At 42.1% G+C, this 13,788-nt stretch carries 14 protein-coding genes; 4 read left to right on the top strand and 10 right to left on the bottom strand.

Annotated elements, in window-relative coordinates:
- From IT392_12640 to IT392_12595, 10 genes are all read right to left on the bottom strand, one after another.
- Window positions 1–832: transposase (locus IT392_12640; GenBank protein MCC6545324.1), on the bottom strand; the 832-nt coding region annotated here is incomplete at its 3' end.
- 104 nt (window positions 833–936) lie between these two features.
- On the bottom strand, window positions 937–1,293 hold the full coding sequence (gene tnpB, locus IT392_12635) for an IS66 family insertion sequence element accessory protein TnpB (GenBank protein ID MCC6545323.1): 357 nt from the start codon (window positions 1,291–1,293) through the stop codon (window positions 937–939).
- Window positions 1,293–1,643 carry an IS66 family insertion sequence element accessory protein TnpB gene (locus IT392_12630; protein ID MCC6545322.1) on the bottom strand — a complete coding sequence of 117 codons (351 nt, stop codon included), beginning with the start codon at window positions 1,641–1,643 and terminating at the stop codon, window positions 1,293–1,295. Before IT392_12630 ends, tnpB begins: the two co-directional genes overlap by 1 nt.
- A gap of 287 nt (window positions 1,644–1,930) precedes the next feature.
- Window positions 1,931–2,584, bottom strand: a complete 654-nt coding sequence (locus IT392_12625) for a hypothetical protein (GenBank protein MCC6545321.1) — start codon at window positions 2,582–2,584, stop codon at window positions 1,931–1,933.
- On the bottom strand, window positions 2,581–3,687 hold the full coding sequence (locus IT392_12620; GenBank protein MCC6545320.1) for a DUF262 domain-containing protein: 1,107 nt from the start codon (window positions 3,685–3,687) through the stop codon (window positions 2,581–2,583). The genes IT392_12625 and IT392_12620 overlap by 4 nt, the downstream gene beginning before the upstream one ends.
- A gap of 203 nt (window positions 3,688–3,890) precedes the next feature.
- A complete protein-coding gene (locus IT392_12615) occupies window positions 3,891–5,006 on the bottom strand; it encodes an IS110 family transposase (protein ID MCC6545319.1) in 1,116 nt (371 codons plus the stop codon).
- A 486-nt stretch (window positions 5,007–5,492) separates the two neighbouring features.
- Entirely contained in the window at window positions 5,493–6,752 is a 1,260-nt protein-coding gene (locus IT392_12610) for an IS110 family transposase (GenBank protein ID MCC6545318.1), read from the bottom strand.
- A gap of 191 nt (window positions 6,753–6,943) precedes the next feature.
- Window positions 6,944–7,330, bottom strand: a complete 387-nt coding sequence (locus tag IT392_12605) for a hypothetical protein (protein ID MCC6545317.1) — start codon at window positions 7,328–7,330, stop codon at window positions 6,944–6,946.
- Window positions 7,331–7,392: 62 nt separating this feature from the next.
- Window positions 7,393–7,809, bottom strand: a complete 417-nt coding sequence (locus tag IT392_12600; GenBank protein ID MCC6545316.1) for a DNA-binding protein — start codon at window positions 7,807–7,809, stop codon at window positions 7,393–7,395.
- Between the two features lie 215 nt (window positions 7,810–8,024).
- Window positions 8,025–8,705: a hypothetical protein gene (locus IT392_12595; GenBank protein ID MCC6545315.1), complete on the bottom strand. Its 681-nt coding sequence runs from the start codon at window positions 8,703–8,705 to the stop codon at window positions 8,025–8,027.
- A 378-nt stretch (window positions 8,706–9,083) separates the two neighbouring features.
- Here IT392_12595 and IT392_12590 point away from each other — a divergent pair, with 378 nt between their 5' ends.
- The 4 genes from IT392_12590 to IT392_12575 form a co-directional block, all read left to right on the top strand.
- A complete protein-coding gene (locus tag IT392_12590) occupies window positions 9,084–11,003 on the top strand; it encodes a hypothetical protein (GenBank protein MCC6545314.1) in 1,920 nt (639 codons plus the stop codon).
- A 282-nt stretch (window positions 11,004–11,285) separates the two neighbouring features.
- Window positions 11,286–12,098 carry a hypothetical protein gene (locus IT392_12585; protein ID MCC6545313.1) on the top strand — a complete coding sequence of 271 codons (813 nt, stop codon included), beginning with the start codon at window positions 11,286–11,288 and terminating at the stop codon, window positions 12,096–12,098.
- Window positions 12,099–12,499: 401 nt separating this feature from the next.
- Window positions 12,500–12,817, top strand: a complete 318-nt coding sequence (locus IT392_12580) for a hypothetical protein (GenBank protein ID MCC6545312.1) — start codon at window positions 12,500–12,502, stop codon at window positions 12,815–12,817.
- Window positions 12,818–13,532: 715 nt separating this feature from the next.
- Window positions 13,533–13,788, top strand: a 256-nt coding sequence (locus IT392_12575) for a hypothetical protein (protein MCC6545311.1), incomplete at its 3' end; no start/stop codon positions are given.

The raw sequence follows: 13,788 nt of genomic DNA, 5'->3' as shown, positions 1-13,788 counted from the left end.
GTTCATTTAGCACCTGAACCGGCGTCTCATCCATATTGATCAGGGGACCTGATCGTATCTCCTTCTGAAATAAAACCATCAGCGGCTCACAACTACTGCCAACCACTATCATCCAGTTCGCCATCGTTGCACGGCCCAGATCCACCCCCATCCTCTCAAATATCTCCTCCTGACGATGCAACGGCAGTGAATCTGCATACTTGGATGTTGCAACGTGGGCAACAAGCCCGGGTGTTGCAATCCCCTGCGGTATCAACTGCGGCGGAAGTGGTGCAATCTTTACCGCTCCACCGTCACTCTCCACACCCTCACAGCCCTTGCACGCATATTTGTATCTGATATTTTTTATCACCTGCATCTTTGCAGGAATAATGTCGAGCCTCTCTGATACCTCATCACTAATACGGCTCAACTGGGCTCCGCAGCCACATATCTTCTCTGATTCCGCTAAATCATGAATTACTTCCACACGGGGAAGTTCGGGAGGAAGCGGCCTTCGGCCGCCCTTGGGGCGCTTATATGAGGCAATACTGACTTCTTCTGTCTTCTCCTCAGTGGCAGTTGTTTCAGCAACATCCTCAGGCTCGTTAAACAGGGATATCTGAGGAGTGGCGTCTTCTGCTACATACTTCTCAGATTTGCGCCCATAGATGGTATCTTTAAGAAGTCTGATCTGCTCTTGCAGAATATTATACTGATTTCTTAAGTTGGTGAGATCTCTCTCAAGAGTACTATTATTATTCTTTATTTCTGTATATGTAGCAGCCTGGGAATGAATAATTTCTTTGAGGATACTGACATTATCAGGAAGGCTTGCAAGATCCACATTCATGAGACAGCATTATAGCATAACCTCATGATATTGCAAGACATTCCTTGATGTTTTATGCTGTTTTCCTGATGTTTTTATAACTTTTTTTATCCCTTATAACCTCGTCACACCAGTGCGGTATAACTCAGCTTGTCATGCGCCCTGACATCCCGGGTATCGAGTCCCTCAAGCAGCCAGGAAAGCTCTCGCCCCTCCATCTCCACCACCCCATTATTGTATGAGTCAGGCCACCGGAACCGGTGCTTCTCCAAACGCTTCTGAAAAAGGCAAAACCCATTTCTATCCCAGTAGAGGATTTTTAAAATATTACGGCGCCGGTTCGTAAATACAAAAAGATTCCCGGAGAACGGATCAAGTTGCATACTGCTCTCTACCAGCACTGAAAGTCCGTTGATCGCTTTGCGCATATCCGTGTGTCCCATGGCAAGATAGACGCTAATATTTACAGGCACTACAAACATCAGGGCGCCCATCCCACAGTATCAAGAATCCTGCGCAGGGTAACCTGGTTAAATCCATCTCCAATCTCTATACATGAGCCGCCTCTGATAATCAGTTTCAGAGTGGCTGTGGGTTTAACTACAGTTGCCTGTGGTGTCTTTACTGCAACAGGCACAAAGGTAAGGCCCGCTGCAGGCTTGCGGCACATCTTTCTTTTCCAGTAACCAAAAAGTTTGATGTTTAGATCATGGCGGCGGCAATACTCAGCCTGACTTGTGCCGCTTTGTTTCCACACCTCAACATGATCCTGCCAGAACTGCTGTTTATCCTGTTTATCTCTATTCTCAATTTCATTACTGATATCAAACATGACATGCCCCCTTTCGTTTGTTGAGTGCACATCATGTCATATCAATTGAATGCTGGGAAGATGCGGTTAATTAGACGCTTACGAAAGATACGGATCTCGAAGAATACGGTAATAGTTGGAGATATTACAAAGAGGGAAAAGAGGGCAGGTCATAAGACTGTGAAATCCACCTACAAAGCTAACGTTTGTAAAATTTGGATAATCATTGATTAACAAGAGAAAGAGAGAGTAACGTTCAGCATAAGGCGCGGCGGCTTTTTGCCGTAGCCCTTAATGCTGTTGTTCGGTCATGTTGATAGTTTCAGATAGGTTTTTAATACTACAGAATTCTCAATTTGTGTTTTAAGGTTTGTCATCATTTCAATCACGCCTGCACGCATCACGTCATATTCGCCCGGATCAACATTCGTGGACTCACCATGGGCAACAAAGTTGCGCCTACCCAACAAACTCGAGTCAATGAACTTTTCCCTAGTTTCGAAGGGCCTATAGTCTAAACCGAGGCACCACAAGATTTCGCGAAGCACTGCTGATGATAGGTTGGAGCCCGTATCAATAGCCGTTTTATACGGGATTGCTGCTCGGCTCGGCATTTGAGAAAGATAAAAATTTGTTATTTTACCGAATTCTGACGATTTTAGAGCCTTTGGCTCGAAATTTACGTGCTTCCTCATAGACAGTGTCAGCAGATTGGGGTGCAGTTCTTCATTGCGATGTCTTTGCATGGCAATGAACTCAAGGAAACAGCGCCCAGCAAGCTTCACGAAACCTTCCCAGTGGGCATACAGGATTGTAATGCTACAACGGCCCAAAACGTTACGCCTTGTGGAATCGAGTGGCATTAGACCTATGTAGTATTTAAGGTCGGAAAGCTCCCTTTTTCGCCAAGCGAGTTCCCATGCGAGCCTATCGGTGAGATCGTCAACGGTCCTAATGCTCATTTGGAAGTATCTTTTCGAAATATCTTCCGCCCAAGCGGAATAAGATGAGGTAGACGTGAATTTGCTCTAACCCCCGAACCTGACCATTTCTGGTATTCTGAATCTGAATATAGTTGTTGCGTTTTTTCCTTCGTTTCTTCCGGTGATGGCAAGTTAGGATGATTAAAACCTAGCCCGAAAGATACAACCTCAAAAGGAGATAGCAGAAATCCCCCTTTAAATTGCCCATCGGTGTATCTTCTAAAAGCATTCGCACCAAGAGCATCATTGAGATGGTCAAATGTCTCTCGGAACCGAGTCTCTGCTGACTTTCTCTCGAAATGTTTGTCTTGCGCTATTTCCACCATACGGTCTGTTAAGTATTCGCCCACATCTTTCGAACGATCATATTCATCAAGATCCAAAGTTGAAAAAACAATGAATCTCAATGCAAGCTCAATGTCATATTGTTCAGAAATATTCTTATCGCTGAGAGCAATACATTCTTGATATGGTTGATACGCACTAATAGTACTGATCCACTTATGGAAATCTGGTTTGACCATGACCATTATGCAATTTCTGACTTCCTGAGGAGTTAAGTTTGCACCTCCAGTATTGAGACGCTGGAACAACTCATATTTGGCAATCTGGTCGCTTTCACGGAGGACGATGCTAACGGCAATTTTGCTTCTCTTAATTAGGAGCCGTTGTTCAGTCGTAAAAGAGTTGTCTGGATCATTGGGATCATTCCACTTCTTTCCTTTTAGTGATGGCAAGTATTTTGTTTTTTCCAACTTGAGCGGCTCAATGTTGTTTCCGTTTTCGTCTTTTAAGACTCCGACAAACTGGTAGAGTGTTGATAACCGCTGCAAACCGTCAATGACATCCCATACACCTTCCTTGCGTTGACTGACGAATATAGGGGGAATAGGAATACCTAAAAGAATTGATTCAATGAGCCTACTTTTTTGAGTCTCACTCCAACGATAAAAGCGCTGAAACTCGGGGTGAATATCTACCTCCTTATTTTCATAAAGGCTTATCCATTCGCCAATTGACATCCCATATTCATCGGTTCTAATTTCCTTGCGCATTGAGTCTATTTCATTGTTAAGTGACATTTTTACCTCATTTAATTGTGACCGAACTTATAATATCCTGAACTATGTACCCAAATACACTGATAGAATCCTGCAAGGTATCATGGTTGTAAATATAGCATCTATGTCTCAAAATGTTATCTTCTCTTAGTCTATTCCGTTGTAGATTAACGATAGAAATATACAATATTTTGACGATTTGTGGAAGCGTTAATTACCGTCAACTATGAATAATTCTCCTTAAAATAAGTTCTTTGTGAAAGCATCGCAAAGATAACCCTTATAAGTTTATGTGCTGTAGCAAATATAGCCTTTTTAGATGGTAGTCCATCTTCTTTCCTCCGCAGGTGCCTGTTGCCTCTTTTGGATATTCTGCTATACCCTTCAAATTTACCGGACTGGTATACAGTTGGGTCGATACCGGCGAATGCAATTAGGTTTTTATGTGAGGCATAGTTGGCTATATGTCCCATTTCAGCCAAAAAGGTAGTAGCGGTACCATTATCAATGCCATCAATCGATGTTATTATCTGCAGGTCTTTAATCATTGCTGATTTACAGTATTCTATAAGCACCTTAGTAAGTTCATCACGCCTTTCTTCGAGATGCATGAGGGTTAATATCTTCCCGGGCAATATCAATTCCTTGGCTGGACTAAACGAGGCTATAGAGGTTTTAGCGGCCTCCAAAATCTTATCAGGGGAGAAAGATATTTTATTTCCTTGACCTGGCGGCTTAAGAGCTTTTGCAATAGCTTTTGGTCTAGCTGCTTTAATAATGCGAGCAGAAGGATACTCTTTAATGAAATTTAGCAGGGTCTTAGTAAAAATATTGCAGATTGATTCCAGTTCAGGAAAAATGGTCTGAAGGATTCTTTTGATCTCTGTTTTATTAGCTGAGATGAGGTGAGAAAGAGATTCCCTTTCCCTGGCAATATCCCGTAGATCTTGTTTATCTTGAGAGATGGACATGTTTGATATAGAGTCCTTGTTAACAATAAGAAACTGAGCAATAGTCCTGGCGTCTTTCTTGTCAGTCTTGGTCTTTCTAAGTGAGAGCTTGGTAAAGTTGGAGATAAGAAGAGGGTTAATGATAACCGCATTGATGTCTTTTGATGTAAGGAAGGAGAAGAGATTAATGTGGTAACATGCGGTGGATTCCATGGCAATAATAACCCCTGAGAGGTCTTTACAGTGAGATGTTACAGTCATCAGTAGCTCAGAGAAACCATCTGAGTTCATAGCAAACGACATAGAAAAAGAACTCTTGCCTTCCTTGGTAAGCCCGTGAGCTGAAGAGGATTCCTTAGAAACGTCTATTCCAATAAATAGATCATACATGGTTACACCTCCTTTATTTAGATTCTTAGGACCAGACAGGGTCCACCTCCCAATCAATCCTCCCTTGTAACCAGGGTTCTAAGACCCAATCAACTTATTATGACTTTGGGAGGCAGGGAACAGACTGAAGTAAGGGTTCATAGACCCGGGAAGAAATAAGTCCTCCTGCCTTTCCATCTGTTATACTTTTATACCATAATTATTAGTAGGAGGAAGAACTACTCAACCAGGTCGTTACACCTGGTTTATTGTAGTCAAGTATTTTTTTAAAATAATTTAATTCATATTTATTAATGTTAATAGCAACCAATAATTAATGTTAACCCTTGCCCAACCCTGGTGTTTAGAGAGTCTCAACGAAGCTCTGACCTTGCTTCATTGGGGATAAGGTTAGGGGGTGGGGAGTTGCCTAAGCTACAAAAGAAGGTCGGCTTTTGCCGCCTTTATGGTGCATATAGATAATCTCCCCGCATAAATTAATTCAGTTTAAGCCACCTTTAACATCATTTCTGTCTCCTGATAACTGTCTATATAGTCACACTGATTTCTAACAAGAGCAAAGATAATTCTGAGAAGTTTTCTGGCAATAGCCACCAATGCTTTCATCTTCTTCATCCCTCTTTGAAGATACCCCAGGTAGGTCTGGCGCATGCTGCCATGTCGACTGACCATGTTCATTGCAGCATTAAACAGGAGTTTTCTCAACAATGGACGCCCTCTTTTGGATATGCGGCGATTCCCTTTATGCTTGCCAGAACTCACCTCAAAGAGATCCAGCCCGGCAAGTTTGGTTATCTCGGAAATGGTTCCAAATTGATTGAAATCACCTACTTCACCAATGAGGCCTCCCACAGTTACTGTACTGATCCCTTTGATAGAAAGTATAAAGCGGCTGTATGGGACCTGCTCAAGATGACAAGACATCTTTTGCTCCACATCGGCAACAAAGCTGTTCGATGCCTCGATCAGCTGCAGAATATTTTGAATCTCAAAGGCCAACCCTTCCTGACCGTGATCAATGCCCACAGATTCCTTAGCGGCCGTATAAAGCTCAGTGGCACGCTCTATCCCCAACTTTCCATAGCTTTTTTTCCTGAGTAAAAGTGTCAAGGGCTCCAGGCCATAGGTCACGATATCTTTGGGGGTCAGAAGATGCTTCAAAAGATAATGGGAACTTTTGGTTTTAACATTCTTCATTATCTGTAAAAACTCCGGAAATATAAGATAAACAAGCTGTTGAAGCTGATTGTATAGCGCTGTACGCCTCTGCACGCATCTCTCCCTGGCTTGAGTTAACCGGCGGAGTTCCGCAGCCGATCCCTCAGGAATAACAACAGTCAAAGCATGGCCTAATGAGATGATATCAGCTATGGCCATTGGATCTTTCTTGTCCGTCTTATTCGGTGAATTGCCATGAAGTTCTTTGAGTCGCTTGGTATGCACCGGATTGCCCTGAACTAAACGCACAGGCTTTCTTCGCAAATAATGAAGTAGCGGTTCTCCATAAGGACCTGTCGACTCAATCCCTATCACAACATTCTCCAGATTATATCTTTTCATGGCCCAGGAAATACGTTCCCAAAACTGGGCAAATCCACGTCCGTTATTGAAAAATTCAAAGGACTTTATGTCTGTTCCATCAGGACAACGATAATACCCCGTATGTTTTTCTTTGCTAACATCCGCAGTGTCAATCAATGTTTTTCCATAGTCTATACCTGTGAGTCTTTTCTTATTGTTTATCATTGCTATACTCCTTCCCTTGTTTAACCAGTTTGCATATGGATTCAACTAAGAGTATGGCCCTTTTTACAGGAAACTATCATAGCTACAGTATAGCAAGAGCAAGCTACAAAGGTTCATTCTTCAGGAGATGTGAGTATTAACTATTACGGGGAGAAAGTTGGGAAATAGAATGGTTGTCTATGTTTTTTTCACTATATGATTCGATATATATATGTATCTTCAATAAAAACACCGTTAATTGTATTCCGCGAAAATCTTATTCCAGCTATGTCCTTTCCCGTTTTTATGGCCGTTCGTAACAATGAGATAATAGGATCATTGTTGTCAACGACAGAGATATCCTTCAGAGCTATTTTTTTGTCATCCGGCAATTTAGAGATAACAGACTGAATTTTTTTATATAATATTTTAGGGCCGTAAATTCTTACTTCAGGTGATGCAATTATCAAACGCCAAATATTTAAATCCGTAACATAGAACCATAAAGAGGCACTAACTTCTAACTGTGCCTTATCAAGATATTCCGTAAGTTCTTTGCCAGCAGAAATCATTTCTTCTGAAAATATATCTACGAACATTGCTATCTACCTTTCTTTAAAAAGAACCCGGGGGGTAAATATTGTTTTGCATAGCTCTCTTTTTACCATAATCTCTTTATCCATGTTAAGACTCCAGTTTTTCTGGCTGTTACTGCTGAATAAATATCCTTAGCTTTGAGTTCTGTTATGTTATTAATATATCTGTATTGCTCTGACCAGTCTTTAACAATCGTCCAATTCACTGCAAAATTTGGATTTCGTTTGATCTCTTTCTCATGATGGACTTTTAGACCAGAAATTTCAAGTAGTCTTGCTATATTGTGTGTATAACTATCATTCACAAGCCTTTGATCTGGAAAGTCAAAACGTTTTGTCTGTTTGGCTATACACGCTTTGAAGGCACATTCGATGGCATATCCTAACAAATAATATGCACCTTCAAAGCACTTATTATCTAAAAGGACTTTGGCTTCCTTAACTCTTATATTAGCAAGAATTTGTAGATCAAATCGATTCATTATCAGTATATATCCTCCTTTTTTCTCGCTGTTCTGCCCTAACGCTTGAAATTAGGGGCTCGGTTATTATACGCCCGCTGGAAGCGGTCGTTAGAACCCGATCTGACAGGTACTACCCCTTTTTCTTAGGAGGGGGCGGCGGCTTGCTTGGCCGAACATTCTTTGTGGGGGTCGTTTTTTGTACCCCTCCTTTAACTTGACCACGAGTGGACCCTTCATTTAGTGGTTTCTTTTCCACTTGCCTCCTCCAGTATTTCCGTAGGCACTCCTTCGATAACAAAGCGCCCCATTTCTCTGCAAAGATATATGCTTGGGACAGAATAATATTCGTCTGAATCTTCGTACCCGTAAACCGTTACCTCGGATAATACGATTTCTTGGATATTATCGTTTTCTGAGTATGAGCAAATGCGCCCCTCATAAGTAAGCTTCCTTTCAAAGTCACGAACATAAACCCAATCAATTTCGTCTGCGTTCAGATAATAATAAAATAGATTCTCGTCTCCATATTTATTAGACACACTGATTCTCTTTGCGATTTTATTAAATGTCTTATGGTTAATTAGGTATGCGGCAAAGAATGCAACAGGCACAGACATTATCGTTGCTGCGCCTACCTCGAATAGGTCGATTTTGGAGTGGCTATTAGTGGCTATGGTCCAAACATCCAAGTATCCACTAAGGGAAGGTAATAGTTGGAGGTACGGTTGTAGCATGCCAAGCAGCCATCCTACAACTTGAAGTGCCACGTAACACGTAACGCCAAAGATGAATGAATAAATGCTGTACTTGAACGAGCCCCAGCCACGCGAATGGTTAGTGATTTTGTCGGAAATCACTGTGGCGATGAGCCCTGGGAAAAGGATAATAGATACTGCAACGGCTAATTCATTCATTTGACTATGATTCTAACATTGTTCATATTGATCCGTAAATACCACTAACGTTGTTGCAATAGCCGTATAAGGCGCCTGTAAAATAAGTGCCGTTTTGGCCATAAGCAGTGATCTATCAGGAAGTTGTAGATAGGCGTTGTTTTTATCGCGGTGTCTTATGCTGACCAGCATAAGATGTGATGAAACCAAGGGACTACAAAATCAATTCCTGAAATTATAGAAAATATGGGATTGTCATTTTCATATCAAAAGCATATAATTTGTACCCATAAATGGGTTTTTCGCATATTATACGGGTCGCATAATCGTAGTTTAGATGTTAACGGCCACAATGGTGGTAAAACGTCGCTGAACTCAGGCATGGAGGAGACACGTCAGATGTCAATCGCGAGCAAGTCGAACGAGGAACTCAGCTGCACGATAGCGGATAATTTGGTTCTTCGCGATCCCTTCATGATCGCCTCGTCTCACTACACCGAAAGCGAGTCATCTTTTGAGGCGCTAGCTCCTTTCTCACCGGCTGCGCTTACGCTCAAAACAGTATCAAACAAATCAGGTGGCGCGGGAAAGAAGGAAGAAGGATTGACTAGGGACAAAGTGATACTTTGCTATCCCGAGGATGGCAATCGCTTGGGCTCGTTTAGCGATGGACCAAAGAGGTTCGAGCTTTGGGATACTCCGAGCTGTTTTAAGAACATACAAACAGCAAGACGGCTTCTTCCTGATACAAAACTCGGCTTGAGCGTTGCTGAGGGCGAATCTTATGACGAAATTGCAAAATCGTTTGATCTATCTCTCGTCGACTACGTGGAGCTGAACTGGAAGTATACGTTTAGAAATGTCGACTTTATAAAGCGGACAGAAGCTATGTTGAACGATTTGGAAATGTTCTTTAAGGCTTTTAACTCACACCTATTGATAGTCAAAATCCCTTACGAATTGATGCCATATCTGGAGCGAGAGGAACTCCGCAAGATTTATGAATTGCTATATAATAGGAAGGCGACGCTGCTCCTGCTCAACACGAAGAAATGCATTGTACCTCCTTCGAGGCAGGAAGATAATAAGAAGTTTAGAGACCACGGCGTTATATTCGGTGACCATCTTTTTCTGGATACCTTCAATGTATTAATGCGACTTACTACACTGCGACAGCGTGGATGGACAATGCCAAGGCTTTTGGCGACAGGAGGAATAACAGATATTGGAGCCGTGGTAGATGTCATGGCAGCTGGGGCAGAGGCAGTTCAGCTTTGTAGCGCGTTAGATTACCGCAGGATCTTCGTCCTAGAAATTCTTAGGCGACAGTTGCGTCAATTGATAAAAGAAGCTGATGTGAAAAACCTTGAAGAATTCAAGAACAATAGACTTCGCGCTGAAAACCACGAATACTGGTTGTCGGTGGCGAACCGAACTCGAGAACTGGAGACGCATCACACGAGAGTGAAATCGCAAATTTCTGGAAGTAAGAGCCAGGTGATAGAAATCTTCGAGAGAACAATTCAGTTCGAGACTCTCGCACAACCTCCTGACTCAAGCAGGACACAAGACGTTGAATCTTTGCCGGAGAGCGAAAGTGTCGTGTTTCTGATAAACCGGTCGAACATAGTGGCTTTTATCCTTTCGCACCGAGTGCTTCGAGAATATAGGTTTTCGAGTGAAGCAGTAGACGGTGCCGCTGATATACGAAAAAAGATCATAGAAAATGAGCCCGAATTCGACCTTGCCATTATTCCGGATCTGGTAGCCAACGCAATTTTGGAGAATCAGAAGGAAGATGCAGTCAAGCCGTTCAAGATCATTGGCTCGGTCGGCTATTCGATAATTGAAGTGGTTGGTGTCATGGAGAATCTTGATTCAATTCACAACTTGTTTCACTTCGGCGGCACTGGATCCTTGGAGGCATTAAAGAAGCTACTGCCACGCCTCCCCATCAACAAGCTGGATCTACGCGAGATTAAGCGACCACAGGAGTTGTCGCCGTTACTCGCGTTTTGGAGCAAAGACGATGCGATCTTGGCACGAGGTCCGTTAACACAATTGTATGCGTTATTAACCGACAAGAAGACGAAAAAAAAATGGAAGGCCGTTCATCAGCTCAAAACAGACCTCGTTTTGGTCGCCTCGTCACGATTCTTAAGGAATGCTTCTGACGATCACGCAAAGAGTATATTAGGTCGGCTATGTAAATTGAGTTATGAGGCGAATCATGATGCTAAATATGCAGCTCGTGAAGCGTACGATCTTGGTTACATGAATCACGTGGCAAACCTGCTTGGCGCGAGCGTATTAGCTTAAGTCGCAGTAGATGACATCTAAATAAAAGCGGCCTGCGAGCGACGCGGCGCAAGCGCCTTGTGCCTGCGGAATATGTCAATGACTTTGAGACACACCTCGTTCGCATTTAGTGTATTTATTCCTCACTCACTGGTATCAGTTTAGGCCTGTTAATCCATGCAGCTTCTGGTACTAATGGAGGCACAGGGATTCTTTTGACAAACCGCTCGGGGTGTAATGCATATGCAGCGCGTAGGATCTTGCATAATTGGTTCCTGTTTAGCAAGAGGAGGCTAATAAGAAATGGATCGGATCATTTTAATGAAGAATCTAAATGCCTATACTGGGCGATTCTCTTCAAAAAACAATCAAAAGACGCCAGAAAAAAAGGTCGGGTGGTATATCGAGGACAATCTACTGGAAAAAATACCTATTTTGGCATTGAGAAACAGGGGCATCGACAGTGCCAATGATTCCCCCTTCTCATGGAAACGAGATAGAAACCTTCGACAAGCAATAACCCTTGCACTGGAGACGCTGAAAGCGTGGCAAGCGTTCAGGCCAGGAAAAGCCAAAGAGTTAATGTCAGATCTTATAGATGATATGCCTGGCATCATTGTTAGTTTTCAGAAACAAATGTCCAAGTACGATGTTGGAAATGTACGGGATATATTGCACCTTGAACAGGATATGTATAATGCCGTATTGAAACTGGTCGCAAAAACAGTAGCTGAAGTTTCAGCATATAAGACTGATCAAACCCCTATGCTTGGGTCAAAGATCATGCACTTCTTGTATCCGGAATTTTTCCCTGTATGGGATACTGGCTGGATTAAAAATAAATGTCTCATTAATGAACCAGATCATATGGGTGCTTGGCTCCCCAAAGATGTGTTAAATCAGATGAAAGGTCATAGCCAGGCTGCTGCGACGTATTCTCATTATTTTTCCCTTATGTTGAAAGATTTAGACCAAATAGGAGCGAGAGAGTACAGGAAAATGGAAGATGTAGTGATAAGGCATGCCGAAATTCCGCGAGAGGTGATAGAGTGGCATTTCTACGATATTACTCCTATCGTGTTTGAATTCTGTTTGCTTGGTAAACATATTGAATAATTTTGAGAGGAAAGGTCTATTGAAATGACAATTGAGGGTATTTGGACATTTGGGATAATGATAAGATATTTAAAACTGTGAAATACTAGGAAGGAGGGGATCAACAGAATGCCAGGTCCTTACACACATATATCACTGGTACGCCTTTTAACTTCAGGAAAAGCACAAAATGACCTCAGTTTACCCCCGAAAGCCAGAAGTGCTTTATTAAAATACCCCGAGTTAAGCCATATGGGATCTATAAGTCCCGACTACCCTTATCTTAATCTCATCACTGGTAAAACGGAATCGGAGCATTGGGCCAATGCCATGCATCATAAATATGGGATGCTTACGAAGGAAAATGTCTTACACGTCGGAATTGATTATCTCAAGAACCTTACGGGGGACGAACAATCACAATGCTTAATTTGCTTACAAATAAGGCACAGAGTGCTATGGAACAAGGGTATTTTGAAAAGGATGAGCTATCTGTAAGAGATTATATCGGGAAGATGAATCCTGATGTTTTAGAATGGTTCGACAAGAACAAATATGAACTAAAAATGGGAGTTGTCGGTGATCACTCTGTAGTTATGGTATGCGATGAAGGGAGACCTATTTTCGAGGATACATATTGTAACCCCGGTTATCCAGATAAGGATCACAGAGGTAATCAGAACCTTAAGTCATGTGAAATAACTATGACTGCTGAGGAAATAAAGAGACTCTGTAAATAACCGTCATTTTAAATTTAAGAGGGAGAAATGGCTAATTATGGTGAAGAACTTGGGTATTGGGGTCTCCGCCTGAATGGGTTTTTCCCAATAACCAATTTTATAATCCACCAGTCTGATGGCATTGAGTATTTGACAGACTGCGATATTCTTGGGGTAAGATTTCCACATGTATACGAAGAAATCGGAGTGCAGAGACATCTCCAAACTATACAGCGATTCCAGAGGTCTATTCCCCTACTGGCCTGCAGCCTATTTCTTCTCACATCCTTTCCATTTATGCCCATGTAATCCCAGACTATCGGTAGTTCTATAAACACCCTGTCGACCTCCAATCTCTCACAGGTCGCCGGGACCAGCCGCGAAATCCTCAATCGCGTCATGAAACTCAACCAAGAAATTCATGAACAGAAAGTCTGAGCAGAACTATTGGAAAAGGGGAAGGCCAGGAAGAGAAAAACTGACAGCAGTAATAAAACACCCATATTGTTAGATTGAATGTACATAGCCAGATATAATTCTATTATCGTTTTTTAGATAACAGATTACCCATGGACTAAAAGAACTTTTGCCCATTATTCTGATTCTTATTCCGGTTATGTTATGATATATTAAGCACATTGAGTGCCTGCGTATGTGAGGAGATTATAAGGTTGGCCACGATAAAATACCTTGTATTAACCGGTGCATTTATTATTCAAGGATTTCATAAATAATAATGGAGAAACACCTTTTCGATAATACTATTGATGCCTTTAAGAATATAGGTTATAAGAACAGTCTGATTAAGAAAGACTACAAATATGCAGACCTGTTTTCGGTTGATGTGCCAATCCGAACCGTGGGGATGGCTGTCTTTGGACAAGAACCTTTGGATTATCGTTCTGCCTGTTTTGGGGTCCAAATGGCAGGTCATAACCGGTCGTCTTCCGCTCTTGTCAATGAACTAAAAGCCCTTGGCGCTCCACAGATAT

Source organism: Nitrospirota bacterium, assembly GCA_020846775.1.
Taxonomy (GTDB): domain Bacteria; phylum Nitrospirota; class 9FT-COMBO-42-15; order HDB-SIOI813; family HDB-SIOI813; genus RBG-16-43-11.
This window is presented reverse-complemented; position numbering and strand designations above follow the sequence as displayed.